The following is a 15,673-nucleotide window of genomic DNA, read 5'->3' as shown; positions in this document are numbered from 1 at the left end:
TGTTATTCTCCTTTCCTAGAAATCTAATCCGTTTTCACGTGCGGCATCTGCCAAAGCTGAAATACGGCCGTGGTATAAGTAACCACTTCTATCAAATACAACGTTTGTAATGTTCTTAGCCTTAGCTGCTTCAGCAATTGCTTTACCTACAGCTGCAGCTTGATCCACTTTGTTTGCGTCTTCAGATACAGACTTATCCAAAGTTGAGGCACTTGCAAGCGTTACACCCGCTACGTCATCAATTAATTGAGCGTAGATGTTTTTGTTAGAACGAAAAATACTTAAGCGTGGGCGCTCAGCAGTACCAGAAATCTTACCACGAATACGTTTATGACGCTTTAAGCGTAATTTGTTTTTATCTGGTTTAGAAATCACAATTTCACCTCAAAAATTAACTATTACTTACCAGTCTTACCTTCCTTACGACGTACATATTCGTCAGTGTAACGAATACCTTTACCCTTATAAGGTTCTGGTGGACGTACATCGCGGATTTCAGCTGCAAATTGACCAACAGCTTGCTTTGAAATACCTTCAACTTCAATATCAGTTGCTGAAGTTGCCTTTACTGAAACACCTTCAGGAGCGGTCATTACAACTGGGTGTGAATAACCAACATTCAAAGTTAATTTGTTACCTTGAGCTTGTGCACGGTAACCAACACCGATTAACTTCAAAGTCTTCTTGTAGCCATCAACTACACCTTCGATCATAGAAGCCAAGTTAGCTCTTTCAGTACCGTGAAGTGCTTTATCACTTTCACTTGAACGAGTAAAGTTAATTTGACCATCTTCTTGATTAAAAGTAATCTTTGGATCGAAATATCTAGTTAATTCACCTTTAGGACCCTTAACAGTAATGTTGTCGCCTTCCTTGGTAACAGTGACACTGTCAGGGACTTCAATAGTCTTTAAACCGATACGGCTCATTGATTGTTCTCCTTTCTGTCAGAATTACCAAACGTAAGCGATAACTTCGCCGCCAACGTTCTTTTGTCTAGCTTCTTTATCGGTAATAACACCAGCAGAAGTAGAAACGATGGCAATACCTAAACCATTAAGAACTTTAGGTAAGTCTTCAGCACTTACGTAGTTTCTAAGACCTGGCTTAGAAATACGCTTTAAGCCTGAAATGACACGTTCTCCGTTTGGACCATATTTCAAGAAAACTTTGATGATACCTTGCTTGTTATCATCTGCAACTTCATAATCGCGAATGAAACCTTCATTCTTCAAAATTTCTGAAATAGATTTCTTCATGTTTGATGCAGGAATTTCAACTGAATCGTGCTTTGCCATGTTAGCATTTCTGATTCTAGTCAAGTAATCTGCGATCGGATCTGTCATGACCATTTATGCTATCCTCCTAACCGTATACTACCAACTAGCCTTTTTAAGACCAGGGATTTGACCCTTGTGTGCTAATTCCTTTAAGCAAATACGGCATAAACCGAATTTACGGTATACGGAGTGTGGACGACCACATCTCTCGCAACGTGTATATTCGCGTGAAGAGAACTTAGCAGGACGATGATTTCTAATTTTTTGTGATGTTTTAGCCATTAATGTCCTCCATTACTTTGCAAAAGGCATACCAAATTGACCTAAAAGTTCACGAGCTTCTTCATCAGTGTTGGCAGTAGTAACAATAACAACATCTAAACCTCTAGTACGGTTTACCTTATCGAAGTCGATTTCTGGGAAAATCAATTGTTCCTTGATACCTAAAGTGTAATTACCACGACCATCAAATGAACGAGATGAAACACCGCGGAAGTCACGAACACGTGGAAGAGAAACATTGATTAACTTGTACAAGAAATCGTACATTCTATCACCTCTAAGGGTTACCTTAGCACCGATAGACATACCTTCACGTAAACGGAAGTTAGCGATTGATTTCTTAGCCTTAGTAATCATTGGCTTTTGACCTGAAATCAAAGTTAATTCTTCAACTGCTTCATCTAAATTCTTAGCGTTGGAAACAGCATCACCAACACCCATGTTCAATACGATTTTATCAATCTTTGGTACTTGCATTACAGACTTGTAATTAAACTTTTCTTCTAATGCAGGCATAACCTTTTCTTTGTATTCTTGAGCTAAATAACTTGCCATGTGTGTCCTCCCCTCTATTACTTACTTTCTGCCTTTGAAATAACCTTAACGTTTGATGCGTGAATTGAACCTTCAGATTCAACTACTCCACCATTTGCGTTGGTTTGTGAAGGCTTTTGGTGTTTCTTAATCATATTAACGCCCTTAACAACTACACGGTTCTTTTTAACGTTAACTGAAAGAACAATACCTTCTTTACCTTTATCTTTTCCGGCAATAACTTTTACCTTGTCACCAGTTTTAACAAACATCAGTGCACCTCACTAACAATTATAAGACTTCAGGAGCAAGAGAGACGATCTTCATAAAGTCGTGCTCACGTAACTCACGTGCAACTGGCCCAAAGATACGAGTACCGCGTGGGCTCTTATCTGCATTAATAACTACGCCAGCATTTTCGTCGAACTTGATGTATGAACCATCTTCACGACGTGCGCCTGATTTTGTTCTGACAATGACAGCTTTTACGACGTCACCCTTTTTGACAACGCCACCTGGTGTTGCTTGTTTAACAGTGGCTACAACAATGTCACCAATGTTACCAGTCTTACGCTTTGAACCACCTAAGACTCTAATAACTAAAAGTTCTCTGGCACCAGAGTTATCAGCAACCTTTAAACGAGATTCGTTTTGAATCACTGTATAATCCTCCCCTCACTAAATCCGCAAAATTAAACAGATTTCTTAACAATCTTAACTAAACGGAAGCGCTTTGTACGAGATAATGGACGGGTTTCCATGATACGAACAGTATCGCCAACTTTAGCTTCATTATTTTCGTCTTGTGCATAGTACTTCTTTGAGTACTTAATACGCTTATTGTAAACAGGGTGGTTCTTGTAAGTGTCTACGACAACAGTAATTGTCTTATCCATCTTATCAGAAACTACACGTCCTTGATATACGTGACGACGATTTCTTTCGTTTGATTCGCTCAAGTTAATAGCTCCCTTCCACTAATTTTCTTCTAACGCTTTTTCGCTAAGAATAGTCTTAATTCTTGCGATATTCTTGCGGACTTTGCTCAAGCGAGCGGTATTTTCTAATTGACCCGTTGCTTGTTGGAAACGCAAATTAAAAAGTTCTTCTTTGTATTGCTTTTCCTTTTCTAACATTTGATCAGTGGTTAATGCTCTGATATCTTTAGCCTTCATTAGAATTGCCACCTACTTCCGAACTTCTAGTCACAAACTTAGTCTTGATTGGCAACTTAGTTGAAGCAAGTCTTAAAGCTTCACGAGCAACTTCTTCAGAAACGCCACCAATTTCAAACAAAATCTTTTCTCTCTTAACTACAGCTACCCAACCAGCTGGTGCACCTTTACCAGAACCCATACGTACACCTACACCTTTAGCAGTGTATGACTTTTGAGGGAAAATTCTGATCCAAACCTTACCGCCACGCTTCATGTAACGAGTCATTGCAACACGGGCAGCTTCGATTTGACGGTTAGTAATCCAGTGGGATTCGAGAGCTTGTAATCCATATTCACCAAAGGCAATAGTCTTACCACCTTTAGCAGCACCACGCATCTTACCACGGAATTCACGACGGTGTTTTACTCGCTTTGGTACTAAAGGCATTACTTATTTCCTCCCTTCGCTGGCTTTGAAGTATTCTTAGTAGGTAATACTTCACCACGGTTGATCCATACTTGAACACCAATTTCACCATAAGTAGTGAATGCGTTAACCCAAGCATAATCAATGTCAGCTCTTAAAGTTTGTAATGGAACACGTCCTTCTGTGTGCCATTCTCTTCTAGCCATGTCGGCACCGTTCAAACGACCTGAAGTTTGAACCTTAATACCCTTGGCACCAGCACGCATAGATCTTTGAGTAGCTTGACGCATAGCACGTCTAAATGCAATACGAGCTTCAAGTTGACGAGCAATGCTGTCAGCAACTAACTTAGCATCAAGATCTGGCTTCTTAATTTCAACAATATTGATGTGAACTTGCTTATTAGTTAAAGCATTTAATTGCTTTCTTAAAGCTTCAACTTCAGAACCACCTTTACCAATAACCATACCTGGCTTTGAAGTATGAATTGAAATGTTAATTCTGTTAGCTGCACGTTCAATTTCTACAGTAGAAACAGAGGCATCCTTCAATTTATTTGAAATGAACTTTCTAATACGAAGGTCTTCATTTAATGTTTCTTTGTATCCTCTGTCAGCATACCATTTTGATTCCCAATCACGGATTACGCCGAGACGAAAACCATTTGGGTTAATCTTTTGACCCATTAATATACCTCCCTTTAATCGTTCTTTTCTGAAACTACTACAACCACATGGCTGGTTCTCTTGTTAATTGGAGAAGCCATACCCTTAGCACGTGGACGGAATCTCTTCAAAGTTGCACCTTCGTTTACGTAAGCTTCTGAAACGTAAAGATTAGCACTTTCAAGATCGTAGTTGTGTTCTGCATTAGCAATAGCTGAACGCAAAACCTTTTCAACGATTGGGGAAGCAGCTCTAGGCGTAAATTCCAAGATTGCTAACGCTTCAGCAACGCTCTTGCCACGAATTAAGTCAACGACTAAACGTGCTTTTCTTGCAGCGATACGAACAGTTCTTGCTTCAGCTCTAGCTGAACTAATTTGTTCTGCCATTTAGATGTTTCTCCTTCCTCTATTTTGCTGTAGCCTTATCATCAGCGGCTTTATGTCCGTGGAAAGTTCTAGTTGGAACAAATTCACCTAATTTGTGACCAACCATGTCTTCAGTAACATAAACTGGGACATGCTTTCTACCATCGTAAACAGCTATAGTCAAACCAACAAAAGAAGGGAAAATAGTTGAACGACGTGACCAAGTCTTAATAACTTGCTTCTTATCTGCGTTTTGTTGTGCATCAACCTTCTTTAATAAAGATGCATCAGCAAATGGACCTTTTTTAATACTACGGCTCATTAATTAACCCTCCTTCTATTACTTGCTACCCTTACGGTGACGAATAATTAACTTTTCACTAGCCTTCTTGGTGTTTCTAGTCTTAATACCACGAGACTTCTTACCCCATGGAGTCATAGGTTGTGGACGACCAACAGGAGCTTTACCTTCACCACCACCATGTGGGTGATCGTTAGGGTTCATTACAGAACCACGTGATTGAGGACGTCTACCTAACCAACGACTACGACCAGCTTTACCTAATTGAATCAATGAATGTTGTTCGTTACCAACTACACCAATAGTTGCACGGCAAGTTGATAAAATCTTACGAACTTCACCACTTTGTAATCTTACCAAAGTGTAGTTGCCATCTTGACCCAAAACTTGTGCACTAGTACCAGCACTTCTAACAAGTTGGCCACCCTTACCTGGTCTTAATTCGATATTGTGAATTGAAGTACCAGCTGGGATGTTCTTCAAAAGCATTGCATTACCTGGCTTGATATCTACAGCTTCACCAGATTCGATTACAGTACCAACCTTTAAGCCCTTAGGTGCTAAAATGTAAGCCTTAATACCATCAGTGTAGTGAAGCAATGCAATGTTTGCAGTTCTATTTGGATCGTATTCGATTGCCTTTACAACTGCCTTTGCGTTGTCCTTGTTACGCTTGAAATCAATGATACGGTACTTTTGCTTGTGACCACCACCACGGTGTCTACTAGTAATGTGACCATATGAGTTACGACCTGCAGTATGTGATTGTGATTCAAGCAAGGTACGTTCTGGCTTGCTCTTAGTAATCTCAGCAAAGTCGGAAGAAGTCATATTACGGCGACCGTTTGTGGTTGGCTTGTAAATCTTAATAGCCAATTGACTGACCTCCTATTACTTGTTGTCTTCTTTAGTTTCGTCTTGGAAAATCTTGATGTCGTTTGAATCGTCAGTTAAAGCAACGATTGCCTTTCTACGGCGAGCAGTCTTACCAGTGTAACGACCAACACGCTTGTCCTTACCGCGAACATTCATGATGTTTACGCTCTTGACCTTAACATCAAAGATTTCTTCAACAGCGTTGCGAACTTGAGTCTTGGTAGCAGTTAAGAGCACGTCAAAAGTGTACTTCTTATCATCCATTAAGTTCGTTGACTTTTCAGTAATGACAGGTCTTAAAATGATATCGCGTGCGTCCATTAAGCCAATACCTCCTCAATCTTCTTTACAGCATCTTGAGTTAAGATTAACTTTTCGTAGTTAACTGCGTCTTCAACATTCAAACCGTTAACTGGAACAACCTTAACATTAGCCAAGTTTCTTGCAGAAAGCTTTACGTTTTCGTCATCAGAAACAACTAAAACCTTACCTTCAACCTTCAAGCTGTTTAACATTGATACAATTTCCTTAGTCTTAGGTGCTGACATAGTCAACTTATCTAAAACAATTAAATCTTCATCAATCAACTTTTGGGAAAGAACTGACTTAATAGCCAAACGACGTTGCTTTCTTGGCATACTGTATGCGTATGAACGTGGAGTTGGACCAAATACAACACCACCGCCACGCCATTGTGGAGATCTGATAGAACCTTGACGAGCACGACCAGTACCCTTTTGTCTCCAAGGCTTCTTACCACCGCCGCGAACAGCAGATCTATTCTTAACCTTTGAAGTACCTTGACGCTTACCTGCTCTTTGTCTAATGATTGCGTCAAAAATTACGCTTTCGTTAGGTTCAATAGCAAATACTTTATCGTTTAAAGTAACTTCACCAGATTCCTTACCGTTTTGATCGATAACCTTTAAATTAGCCATTCTAGTCCTCCTTCCTATTTATCAGCTTTAACAGCCTTTGAAGCAGACTTAACAGTGATTAATGAGTTCTTGGCACCTGGAACGTTACCCTTAATCATTAATACATTTTTATCTGCTACAACTTTTTCAATTACTAAGTTTTCAATAGTAACTGTCTTAACGCCCATGTGACCTGGCAAACGCTTGCCCTTAGGCACACGGTTAATGATTGAACCCATTGAACCAGGAATTCTGTGGTATCTTGAACCGTGAGTTTCTGGACCTCTGGATTGACCCCAACGCTTAATGTTACCTTGGTATCCATGACCTCTAGTAGTACCAGTAACGTCTACAACGTCACCTTCCTTAAATGTATCCACAGTAACTTCTGAGCCGACTTCATAGTCCTTAAGCTCAACACCGCGAATTTCTCGAATGAAGCGCTTAGGTGAAGTCTTTGCCTTTGCAGCATGACCTTGTTCTGGCTTGTTGCTCAAAACTTCACGCTTATCTTGGTAACCTAATTGAACTGCTTCGTAACCGTCTGATTCAACAGTCTTAACTTGCATAACAACGTTAGGAGTTGCTTCAACAACAGTTACAGGAACAAGGATACCATCTTTAGTAAAGATTTGAGTCATACCAACTTTTCTTCCTAAGATTCCTTTGGTCATGATTACACCTCTTTCTATTTTTTAGTTATTATAATTTAATTTCGATGTCTACGCCACTTGGAAGATCAAGTTTCATTAATGAATCAACAGTCTTAGGTGTTGGATTCAAAATGTCGATCAAACGCTTGTGAGTACGCATTTCAAATTGTTCACGTGAGTCCTTGTTCTGGTGTGGTGAACGAAGAACAGTAAACAAAGTTCTTTCTGTTGGAAGAGGAACTGGACCTGAAATTTCTGCACCAGTTCTCTTTGCAGTAGCTACGATCTTAGCAGCTGATTCATCGAGAATACCATGTTCGTATGACTTAAGTCTAATACGAATTGATTGACTTGCCATTAAATTACCTCCTTAACGTCTTCTTTAATAAGATGACTAGCTCGGCAAAAATTCCCCGCACGCCTCTGTGGCAATGCAGCCTGGCGTGCCGCAACCTTTTACGTCAACGCTTTACAACAAATTAAGCATTAGGGTACTTATTTAACCCTCAAATGCACAAAGACTATTGTACTTGCTACAGCCGCAAATATCAAGGGGGTTAATCTATTTTTCTGATTTTTTTGCAAAAAAAGATTGCCGGCTAAACCGACAATCTTTTTAATTAATAATATTAAGCTTCGCCACCGCGCTTCTTAATAATTTCATCTTGAATTGACTTAGGAGTTGGTGAGTAGTGGTCAAATACCATAGTGAAAGTACCACGACCTTGAGTTGATGAACGCAAAGTAGTTGCGTAACCAAACATTTCAGAAAGTGGAACCATAGCGTTCAATACCTTAGCACCTGAACGATCTTCCATACCATCCATAGTACCACGACGTGCAGTAACTGAACCCATAACGTCACCTAAGTATTCTTCTGGAGTAATTACTTGAACCTTCATAATTGGTTCAAGAACTACAGCACCAGCCTTAGAAGCAGCGTTCTTCAATGCAAGTGAAGCAGCAACCTTGAAGGCAGCTTCTGATGAGTCGACTTCGTGGTAACTACCATCATAAAGCTTAGCCTTAACGTCGATCAATGGGTAACCTGCAAGAACACCATTCTTCATAGCTTCTTGAAGTCCAGCGTCAACTGAAGGAATAAATTCACGAGGAACAACACCACCAACGATAGCGTCTTCAAATTCGTAACCTTTACCTTCTTCATTTGGAGTAAAGTCAATCCATACGTCACCGTATTGACCCTTACCACCAGATTGACGAACGAACTTACCTTGAGCCTTAGCTTCCTTAGTGAATGTTTCACGGTAAGCTACTTGTGGTTCACCAATAGTTGCTTCAACGTGGAATTCACGCTTCATACGTTCAACCATGATTTGAAGGTGCAATTCACCCATACCAGCAATTAAAGTTTGACCAGTTTCGGCATTAGTTTCAGCCTTGAAAGTTGGATCTTCTTCAGTAAGCTTTTGAAGAGCAACATCAAGCTTGTCACGGTCAGCCTTTGACTTAGGTTCAATTGAAACTTGGATAACTGGGTCTGGAATTTCCAAACTTTCCAAAATAAGTGGACGCTTAGGATCAGTTAATGAATCACCAGTAGTAGTGTTCTTCAAACCAATAGCACCAGCAATATCACCTGAGAATACTTCTGAAATTTCAGTTCTTGAGTTAGCGTGCATTTGAAGCAAACGACCAACACGTTCACGAGTATCCTTTGAAGCGTTCAATACATATGAACCTGATTGAAGTGAACCAGTGTAAACACGAATGAAAGTCAAACGACCAACGAATGGGTCAGTAGCAATCTTAAATGCTAAAGCTGCAAATGGATCTTTGTCGTTAGCCTTAAGTTCTACTTCATCACCGGTCTTTGGATCATGAGCAACATATGGCTTAACGTCTAATGGTGATGGCAAGTAGTCAATAACACCATCAAGCATCATTTGAACACCCTTGTTCTTGAATGCTGAACCAGCAAATACTGGGAAGAAGTCTAAGTTGATAGTTGCCTTACGGATAGCAGCCTTCAATTCTTCATTAGAAATTTCTTCACCGCCAAGGTATTTTTCCATAATGTCGTCATCAACGTCAGCAACAGCTTCAATTAATTCACCACGACGCTTTTGTGCTTCTTCTTTGTATTCATCAGGAACTGGAACAGTATCCCACTTAGAACCAAGCTTATCTTCATCGTAGATATCAGCAACCATGTCGATCAAGTCGATAACACCTTCAAAAGTATCAGCTGAACCGATTGGCATTTGAACTGCATGTGCATTAGCATTCAAACGTTCATGAAGAGTTTCAACTGAGTGATCAAAGTCAGCACCGATCTTATCCATCTTGTTAATGAAAACAATACGAGGAACACCGTAAGTTTCTGCTTGACGCCAAACATTTTCAGTTTGTGGTTCAACACCAGCTTGTGCATCAAGAACAGTTACAGCACCATCAAGAACACGAAGTGAACGTTCTACTTCGATAGTGAAGTCAACGTGTCCTGGGGTATCGATAATGTTAATTCTGTAATCTTTCCATTGAGCAGTAGTAGCTGCTGAAGTGATAGTAATACCACGTTCCTTTTCTTCTTCCATCCAGTCCATTTGTGAATCACCTTCGTGAGTTTCACCAATCTTGTGGATCTTACCAGTGTAGTAAAGGATACGTTCAGTAGTAGTAGTCTTACCCGCATCAATGTGGGCCATGATACCGATATTACGTGTTTTTTCTAATGGAAATTCACGCTTATTAGCCATAAATATATAATCTCCTTAAAAAAATAAAAGAACAAATTAGAAGCGGTAGTGTGCAAATGCACGGTTTGCTTCAGCCATGCGGTGAACATCTTCACGTTTCTTAACTGCTGAACCAGTGTTATTTGATGCATCGATGATTTCGTTAGCTAAACGTTCATCCATAGTGTGTTCATTACGTAAACGTGCGTATGAAACAAGCCATCTTAAACCTAAAGTAGTTCTTCTTTCTGGACGAACTTCTACTGGGATTTGGTAGTTTGAACCACCGATACGACGAGCTCTAACTTCCAATACTGGCATAACATTGTTCATTGCTTCTTCAAAAACATCGAGTGGTTCTTTGCCAGTCTTGTCCTTAACAATAGTGAAAGCATCGTAAAGGATTGAAGAAGCCTTTGCGCGCTTACCATCAAGCATTAAGTGGTTGATGAGCTTAGTAACAAGCTTTGAGTTGTAAACTGGATCTGCTAAAACGTCTCTTTTAGTTACATGTCCTTTTCTAGGCATTATTTAACTCCTCCTTAACCTTTCTTAGTACCGTACTTAGAACGGCTTTGCTTTCTACCATCAACACCAGCAGTGTCAAGAGCACCACGGATAATGTGGTAACGTACACCAGGAAGGTCTTTTACACGACCACCACGAATTAAAACAACAGAGTGTTCTTGCAAGTTGTGGCCTTCACCTGGAATGTATGCAGTAACTTCAATCAAGTTTGAAAGACGTACACGAGCATACTTACGTAAAGCTGAGTTAGGCTTCTTTGGAGTCATAGTACCCACACGAGTAGCAACCCCACGCATTTGTGGAGCTGGGTTGAATACTAATTCCTTCTTCATACTGTTGTAACCGTAGTTCAAAGCTGGTGACTTTGATTTAGTCGTCTTTGAGTGACGACCTTTTCTTACCAATTGGTTAATGGTTGGCATTAAAAATTTCCTCCTAAAATTATCTATTTTGTTCACACATCCGGGAGTTTCTTTTTACTCACGGAAAGACTGTTCAAAACATACAACAACCATTGTACTCGGTTTTTTTCAGAAATCAAACCCATTTCCAAGATTTTTTTGATTTTTTACGTATTTATTTTAAGGAGGTAAGTCGATGAATAATATTTTTTTAATTAGTAATTTTTTCATTGGGAGTTGCTTGGCTTCGCACTCGTATGTAATTTATGAGCGTTTTAATCAAGCAAATTATATTTTTGAAAGATCAAAATGTAATTCTTGTAACAATGAATTAAGTTTATTAGAAGAAATTCCTCTATTTTCATACCTATTTCTTCGTGGACATTGTTCTAATTGTAAAACTCAAATTCCTGCAGAGCTATTTTTTATAGAATTAATTGGTGGATTTTCATTTTTAAGTTGTAATTTTTCAACAAGTAAGGGGCTATCTACTGCAATTTTAATTTTCTCAATTTTATTGTGCACTATATTCGATTATTATAAACAAGAATTTCCTACAGTTTGCATTATCCCAGCAATTATAGTCACAATATTTAATTTTTCTTTCCTTACAAAAATAGATTTCTTACAATCAATTCCTATACTTTCATTACTGTGCTATTACGTTTATAAAAACAAACTTGGCAATGGTGACTTAATTTTATACTTAATATTTTTATTTTATTTCAATGCTGAATTTGCTAATCAGATATTTTTACTTGCATGTGCACTTTGCATTCTCTATTACTTTTTGAATAAAAAAAGAACAGATAAAAATAAGTCTTTTGCACTTTTTCCTTATCTATTCATAAGTTTAATTATACTTTTATTGTAAACAAAAAATGCTCCCAAATAGGAGCATTTTTTTAATTAAGCATTAGGTTCTTTAGCTGCGTCTTCTTCCTTCATCTTCTTTTCAATATCAGCAATTGAGTAGACAGACTTAGGTTTTTTAGAATCAGCTTGTGGTTCCATGCTACGGTAAACAGGCATACCTGTACCAGCTGGAATAATCTTACCAATAATAACGTTTTCCTTAAGACCAAGGAGTGGATCGTTTTTACCTCTAATAGAAGCATCAGTAAGAACACGAGTAGTTTCTTGGAATGAAGCAGCAGACAAGAAACTATTAGTTTCAAGGGCAGCCTTAGTAATACCCAAAATAATACTTTGAGCAGTTGCTGGGATACCACCTGAAATGATAACTTCCTTGTTGCGGTCTCTAAATTGACCAATATCCATAACTTCACCTGGCAAGATATCAGTTTCACCTGGATCAAGTACACGTACTTTTTGAAGCATTTGACGAGTCAAAACTTCCACGTGTTTATCAGCGATATCTACACCCTGCATTCTATATGCTTTTTGTACTTCAGCCAAGATATACTTTTCAGTAGTTAAAGTATCAGTTACTTGAATCAATTCCTTAGGATCAACAGAACCAAGAGTCAACTTGTCACCACGATGAACTTCATCGCCTTCGCTAACTGCTACAGAAGCAGTATAAGGAACGCTATAGCTTCTAGTATCAATCTTACCCTTAACAGTAATTTCACGAGTATGTTCTGCTGGGTTTTCTTGAATTGAATCAATAATACCATCAACTTCAGAGATAGTTGAACGACCCTTAGGGTTACGTGCTTCAAACAATTCTTGAACACGAGGCAAACCTTGAGTAATATCTTCTGCACCGGCAACCCCACCGTTGTGGAAAGTTCTCAAAGTAAGCTGAGTACCGGGTTCACCAATTGATTGAGCAGCAACAGTACCTACTGCTTCACCGACTTCAACTTCTTCACCAGTAGCCAAGTTCATACCGTAACACTTACGGCAGACACCGTGTGGAGTATCACAAGTCAAAATTGAACGAATCTTAACATGAGTTACACCAGCATCAACAATCTTGTGAGCCATGTTTTCATCCATCATAACATCAGGACCAACGATAGCTTCACCAGTCTTAGGATCCTTAACAGTTTCAGCAGTAAAACGACCAACCAAACGATCAAAGAGTGGTTCAATCATTTCATCGCCTTCCATGATAGAGTGAACAGTAATACCACGATCAGTACCACAGTCATCTTCACGGATAATAACATCCTGAGCTACATCAACTAAACGACGAGTAAGGTAACCCGACTGAGCAGTCTTCAAGGCAGTATCGGTCATACCTTTACGAGCACCGTGAGTAGACATGAAAAGTTCTTGAACTGACAAACCTTCTTTAAAGTTTGAGGTAACAGGAATTTCGAACAAACCACCGTTAGGAGTAGCCATCAAACCACGCATACCAGCAAGCTGAGTAAAGTTTGAAATGTTACCACGAGCACCAGAGTCAGCCATGACGGTGATTGGGTTACGTGGATCGTAAATTTGAGCAATTTCATTTTGAACTTCATCTTTACATGCATTCCAAATACTAATTACTCGATCGTGACGTTCTTGTTCAGTGATAAGACCACGTCTAAATTGTTTAGAAACAACGTCGACTTGCTTGTGGGCCTTTTCTACCTTTTCATCCTTATCAGTGATTTCTGGAACATCGTTCATACCAATTGTAATACCTGAAATAGTAGAACTAGTGTAACCTAACTCTTTCAAGTCATCCAAGTATTCTGATGTTCTTTGAACCTTGTAATACTTATAGATTGTTGCAATAGAATCTGATAAGAAGTCTTTCTTAAATGGTGTTGCAATTAAATCAGGCGCAATATCATCAATCTTCTTATCAATGTTTTCGCCTTCTTCTAAGAAGTACTTAGCAGCAAGTGGATTATTTAAGTTTTCCTCAGTTGGTTCATTAATGTAGAAGTAATCATCTGGGAAAATTTGATTGAATACAACCTTACCATAAGTAGTAATGAAGATTCCATGTTCCTTACCTTCTGGCCAAGGTTTGTTTGGCATTGAATCAGCTGACATACCAATAATAGTATGGTAGTGAATGTCACCGTTAGCATAAGCTACAGCAGCTTCTGCAGGTGAACTGAAGATCATACCTTGACCTTCACGATCCTTTTCAGCTTGAGTCAACCAGTAGTTACCCAATACCACATCCTGTGAAGGAGTTACGATTGGCTTACCATCCTTAGGTGCCAAAATATGGTGAGCTGCAAGCATAAGTAAACGTGATTCTGCAACAGCCTCATCAGATAATGGAACGTGAATGGCCATCTGGTCACCATCAAAGTCGGCATTATAGGCTTCACATGCAAGTGGGTGAAGTCTGATTGATTTACCTGGTACTAAAACAGGTTCAAATGCTTGGATACTCAAACGGTGAAGAGTAGGTGCACGGTTCAAAAGAACTGGACGTTCTTTAATAACATCTTCAAGTACATCCCAAATATCATCATCTTCACGATCAATCTTACGTTTAGCATTCTTAATGTTAGATGCAATCTTACGCTTAACTAATTCATGCATAACAAATGGCTTGAATAATTCAAGTGCCATTGGACGTGGAACACCACATTGATAAAATTTCAATTTTGGTGAAACGTCAATAACTGAACGTCCTGAGTAGTCAACACGTTTACCAAGCAAGTTTTGACGGAAACGTCCTTGCTTACCCTTAAGCATATGAGAGAGTGACTTAAGTGGACGATTACCTGGTCCAACAACTGGACGACCACGACGACCATTGTCAATTAAAGCGTCAACTGCTTCTTGAAGCATACGCTTTTCATTTTGAACAATAATATTTGGTGCGTTCAAATCAAGCAATCTCTTCAAACGATTGTTACGGTTAATTACACGTCTATATAAATCGTTCAAATCAGAAGTAGCAAAACGTCCACCTTCAAGTTGAACCATTGGACGAAGGTCTGGTGGAATTACAGGAACTGCATCCATCACCATCCATTCTGGTTTATTACCAGAATTCTTAAATGCATCTAAAATATCTAATCTTCTAATTGCACGTGTACGTTTTTGACCAGTAGCAGTTTGAAGTTCTTTCTTCAAATCAGCTACTTCTTTAGCCAAATCTACTTTTCTAAGTAATTCGCGAATAGCTTCAGCACCCATTTTAGCTTCAAAACGGTCACCATATTTAGCTTTTTGTTCGCGATATTCTGCTTCGGTAAGTAATTGCTTAGGTTCTAAATCTGTATCACCTGGATCAATTACAATGTATGCAGCAAAGTAAATAACTTCTTCAAGAAGTCTTGGAGAAATATCCAAAACTAACCCCATACGTGATGGAATACCTTTAAAGTACCAAATATGAGTTACAGGAGCTGCAAGTTCAATATGACCCATACGTTCTCTTCTTACCTTAGCAGAAGTAACTTCAACCCCACAACGGTCACAAACGATACCACGGTATCTAACACCCTTGTACTTACCACAAGCACATGACCAATCTTTAGTTGGTCCAAAAATTCTTTCATCAAACAAGCCATCTTTTTCTGGCTTCAAAGTACGATAGTTGATGGTCTCAGGCTTTTTAACTTCACCATATGACCAGCTTCTGATCTTGTTAGGTGATGCAAGACCAATTTGCATACTTTCAAACTTATTTACGTCGATCAAAAGTTTAACC

General features: G+C 39.1%; 23 protein-coding genes. 1 reads left to right on the top strand and 22 read right to left on the bottom strand.

The window, feature by feature from the left end; all coding sequences use genetic code 11:
• Positions 1 to 15: 15 nt before the first annotated feature.
• From rplR to rpsL, 21 genes are all read right to left on the bottom strand, one after another.
• Positions 16 to 375: a 50S ribosomal protein L18 gene (gene rplR, locus ACTHPI_RS08135; protein ID WP_445353651.1), complete on the bottom strand. Its 360-nt coding sequence runs from the start codon at positions 373 to 375 to the stop codon at positions 16 to 18.
• Between the two features lie 23 nt (positions 376 to 398).
• Complete coding sequence (gene rplF, locus ACTHPI_RS08130) at positions 399 to 929, bottom strand: 50S ribosomal protein L6 (protein WP_445353650.1); 531 nt, start codon at positions 927 to 929, stop codon at positions 399 to 401.
• A gap of 24 nt (positions 930 to 953) precedes the next feature.
• Positions 954 to 1,352 (bottom strand): 30S ribosomal protein S8, encoded by a 399-nt coding sequence (gene rpsH / locus ACTHPI_RS08125; protein WP_445353649.1) that lies wholly within the window; start codon positions 1,350 to 1,352, stop codon positions 954 to 956.
• Positions 1,353 to 1,376: 24 nt separating this feature from the next.
• A complete protein-coding gene (locus ACTHPI_RS08120; protein WP_103660821.1) occupies positions 1,377 to 1,562 on the bottom strand; it encodes a type Z 30S ribosomal protein S14 in 186 nt (61 codons plus the stop codon).
• 12 nt (positions 1,563 to 1,574) lie between these two features.
• A complete protein-coding gene (gene rplE, locus ACTHPI_RS08115; RefSeq protein WP_445353648.1) occupies positions 1,575 to 2,117 on the bottom strand; it encodes a 50S ribosomal protein L5 in 543 nt (180 codons plus the stop codon).
• Between the two features lie 17 nt (positions 2,118 to 2,134).
• A complete protein-coding gene (gene rplX, locus ACTHPI_RS08110; RefSeq protein ID WP_445353647.1) occupies positions 2,135 to 2,368 on the bottom strand; it encodes a 50S ribosomal protein L24 in 234 nt (77 codons plus the stop codon).
• 19 nt (positions 2,369 to 2,387) lie between these two features.
• Complete coding sequence (gene rplN / locus ACTHPI_RS08105; RefSeq protein WP_090092306.1) at positions 2,388 to 2,756, bottom strand: 50S ribosomal protein L14; 369 nt, start codon at positions 2,754 to 2,756, stop codon at positions 2,388 to 2,390.
• Between the two features lie 32 nt (positions 2,757 to 2,788).
• On the bottom strand, positions 2,789 to 3,055 hold the full coding sequence (rpsQ, locus tag ACTHPI_RS08100) for a 30S ribosomal protein S17 (RefSeq protein WP_004045575.1): 267 nt from the start codon (positions 3,053 to 3,055) through the stop codon (positions 2,789 to 2,791).
• 18 nt (positions 3,056 to 3,073) lie between these two features.
• Positions 3,074 to 3,271 carry a 50S ribosomal protein L29 gene (rpmC, locus tag ACTHPI_RS08095; protein WP_008472651.1) on the bottom strand — a complete coding sequence of 66 codons (198 nt, stop codon included), beginning with the start codon at positions 3,269 to 3,271 and terminating at the stop codon, positions 3,074 to 3,076.
• Complete coding sequence (rplP, locus tag ACTHPI_RS08090; protein WP_144354800.1) at positions 3,261 to 3,701, bottom strand: 50S ribosomal protein L16; 441 nt, start codon at positions 3,699 to 3,701, stop codon at positions 3,261 to 3,263. The genes rpmC and rplP overlap by 11 nt, the downstream gene beginning before the upstream one ends.
• Positions 3,701 to 4,366, bottom strand: a complete 666-nt coding sequence (gene rpsC, locus ACTHPI_RS08085) for a 30S ribosomal protein S3 (RefSeq protein ID WP_445353646.1) — start codon at positions 4,364 to 4,366, stop codon at positions 3,701 to 3,703. The genes rplP and rpsC overlap by 1 nt, the downstream gene beginning before the upstream one ends.
• A gap of 14 nt (positions 4,367 to 4,380) precedes the next feature.
• Positions 4,381 to 4,734: a 50S ribosomal protein L22 gene (gene rplV, locus ACTHPI_RS08080; RefSeq protein WP_144354798.1), complete on the bottom strand. Its 354-nt coding sequence runs from the start codon at positions 4,732 to 4,734 to the stop codon at positions 4,381 to 4,383.
• Positions 4,735 to 4,753: 19 nt separating this feature from the next.
• Complete coding sequence (gene rpsS / locus ACTHPI_RS08075; RefSeq protein WP_445353645.1) at positions 4,754 to 5,035, bottom strand: 30S ribosomal protein S19; 282 nt, start codon at positions 5,033 to 5,035, stop codon at positions 4,754 to 4,756.
• Positions 5,036 to 5,053: 18 nt separating this feature from the next.
• Positions 5,054 to 5,890 (bottom strand): 50S ribosomal protein L2, encoded by an 837-nt coding sequence (gene rplB, locus ACTHPI_RS08070; protein ID WP_445353644.1) that lies wholly within the window; start codon positions 5,888 to 5,890, stop codon positions 5,054 to 5,056.
• 15 nt (positions 5,891 to 5,905) lie between these two features.
• Positions 5,906 to 6,211 (bottom strand): 50S ribosomal protein L23, encoded by a 306-nt coding sequence (rplW, locus tag ACTHPI_RS08065; RefSeq protein WP_144354795.1) that lies wholly within the window; start codon positions 6,209 to 6,211, stop codon positions 5,906 to 5,908.
• On the bottom strand, positions 6,211 to 6,828 hold the full coding sequence (gene rplD / locus ACTHPI_RS08060) for a 50S ribosomal protein L4 (protein WP_445353643.1): 618 nt from the start codon (positions 6,826 to 6,828) through the stop codon (positions 6,211 to 6,213). Before rplD ends, rplW begins: the two co-directional genes overlap by 1 nt.
• Before the next feature lie 14 nt (positions 6,829 to 6,842).
• On the bottom strand, positions 6,843 to 7,481 hold the full coding sequence (gene rplC, locus ACTHPI_RS08055) for a 50S ribosomal protein L3 (RefSeq protein ID WP_144354793.1): 639 nt from the start codon (positions 7,479 to 7,481) through the stop codon (positions 6,843 to 6,845).
• Positions 7,482 to 7,509: 28 nt separating this feature from the next.
• Positions 7,510 to 7,818, bottom strand: a complete 309-nt coding sequence (gene rpsJ, locus ACTHPI_RS08050) for a 30S ribosomal protein S10 (protein WP_445353642.1) — start codon at positions 7,816 to 7,818, stop codon at positions 7,510 to 7,512.
• 271 nt (positions 7,819 to 8,089) lie between these two features.
• Positions 8,090 to 10,180, bottom strand: a complete 2,091-nt coding sequence (fusA, locus tag ACTHPI_RS08045; protein ID WP_445353641.1) for an elongation factor G — start codon at positions 10,178 to 10,180, stop codon at positions 8,090 to 8,092.
• Positions 10,181 to 10,216: 36 nt separating this feature from the next.
• Entirely contained in the window at positions 10,217 to 10,687 is a 471-nt protein-coding gene (rpsG, locus tag ACTHPI_RS08040; RefSeq protein WP_144354790.1) for a 30S ribosomal protein S7, read from the bottom strand.
• 14 nt (positions 10,688 to 10,701) lie between these two features.
• The gene (gene rpsL, locus ACTHPI_RS08035) at positions 10,702 to 11,109 is read right to left on the bottom strand and encodes a 30S ribosomal protein S12 (protein WP_004045589.1); all 408 of its coding nucleotides are present in this window, start codon (positions 11,107 to 11,109) and stop codon (positions 10,702 to 10,704) included.
• A gap of 175 nt (positions 11,110 to 11,284) precedes the next feature.
• On the opposite strand from rpsL, the gene ACTHPI_RS08030 reads away from it, so the two are divergent.
• Positions 11,285 to 11,962: a prepilin peptidase gene (locus ACTHPI_RS08030; RefSeq protein WP_445353640.1), complete on the top strand. Its 678-nt coding sequence runs from the start codon at positions 11,285 to 11,287 to the stop codon at positions 11,960 to 11,962.
• A gap of 35 nt (positions 11,963 to 11,997) precedes the next feature.
• Here ACTHPI_RS08030 and rpoC read toward each other — a convergent pair whose 3' ends face one another.
• Positions 11,998 to 15,663, bottom strand: a complete 3,666-nt coding sequence (gene rpoC, locus ACTHPI_RS08025; protein WP_445353639.1) for a DNA-directed RNA polymerase subunit beta' — start codon at positions 15,661 to 15,663, stop codon at positions 11,998 to 12,000.
• Positions 15,664 to 15,673 lie beyond the last annotated feature (10 nt).

It is taken from the genome of Lactobacillus sp. PSON (assembly GCF_052615405.1).
This window is presented reverse-complemented; position numbering and strand designations above follow the sequence as displayed.

What these genes read in the sequence shown, in the direction of transcription:
- rplF (WP_445353650.1), bottom strand. Translation starts at nt 929, where the DNA reads ATGAGCCGTATCGGTTTAAAGACTATTGAAGTCCCTGACAGTGTCACT.
- rpsH (WP_445353649.1), bottom strand. Translation starts at nt 1,352, where the DNA reads ATGGTCATGACAGATCCGATCGCAGATTACTTGACTAGAATCAGAAAT.
- ACTHPI_RS08120 (WP_103660821.1), bottom strand. Translation starts at nt 1,562, where the DNA reads ATGGCTAAAACATCACAAAAAATTAGAAATCATCGTCCTGCTAAGTTC.
- rplE (WP_445353648.1), bottom strand. Translation starts at nt 2,117, where the DNA reads ATGGCAAGTTATTTAGCTCAAGAATACAAAGAAAAGGTTATGCCTGCA.
- rplX (WP_445353647.1), bottom strand. Translation starts at nt 2,368, where the DNA reads ATGTTTGTTAAAACTGGTGACAAGGTAAAAGTTATTGCCGGAAAAGAT.
- rpmC (WP_008472651.1), bottom strand. Translation starts at nt 3,271, where the DNA reads ATGAAGGCTAAAGATATCAGAGCATTAACCACTGATCAAATGTTAGAA.
- rplP (WP_144354800.1), bottom strand. Translation starts at nt 3,701, where the DNA reads ATGCCTTTAGTACCAAAGCGAGTAAAACACCGTCGTGAATTCCGTGGT.
- rpsC (WP_445353646.1), bottom strand. Translation starts at nt 4,366, where the DNA reads ATGGGTCAAAAGATTAACCCAAATGGTTTTCGTCTCGGCGTAATCCGT.
- rplV (WP_144354798.1), bottom strand. Translation starts at nt 4,734, where the DNA reads ATGGCAGAACAAATTAGTTCAGCTAGAGCTGAAGCAAGAACTGTTCGT.
- rpsS (WP_445353645.1), bottom strand. Translation starts at nt 5,035, where the DNA reads ATGAGCCGTAGTATTAAAAAAGGTCCATTTGCTGATGCATCTTTATTA.
- rplW (WP_144354795.1), bottom strand. Translation starts at nt 6,211, where the DNA reads ATGGACGCACGCGATATCATTTTAAGACCTGTCATTACTGAAAAGTCA.
- rplD (WP_445353643.1), bottom strand. Translation starts at nt 6,828, where the DNA reads ATGGCTAATTTAAAGGTTATCGATCAAAACGGTAAGGAATCTGGTGAA.
- rplC (WP_144354793.1), bottom strand. Translation starts at nt 7,481, where the DNA reads ATGACCAAAGGAATCTTAGGAAGAAAAGTTGGTATGACTCAAATCTTT.
- rpsJ (WP_445353642.1), bottom strand. Translation starts at nt 7,818, where the DNA reads ATGGCAAGTCAATCAATTCGTATTAGACTTAAGTCATACGAACATGGT.
- fusA (WP_445353641.1), bottom strand. Translation starts at nt 10,180, where the DNA reads ATGGCTAATAAGCGTGAATTTCCATTAGAAAAAACACGTAATATCGGT.
- rpsG (WP_144354790.1), bottom strand. Translation starts at nt 10,687, where the DNA reads ATGCCTAGAAAAGGACATGTAACTAAAAGAGACGTTTTAGCAGATCCA.
- rpsL (WP_004045589.1), bottom strand. Translation starts at nt 11,109, where the DNA reads ATGCCAACCATTAACCAATTGGTAAGAAAAGGTCGTCACTCAAAGACG.
- ACTHPI_RS08030 (WP_445353640.1), top strand. Translation starts at nt 11,285, where the DNA reads ATGAATAATATTTTTTTAATTAGTAATTTTTTCATTGGGAGTTGCTTG.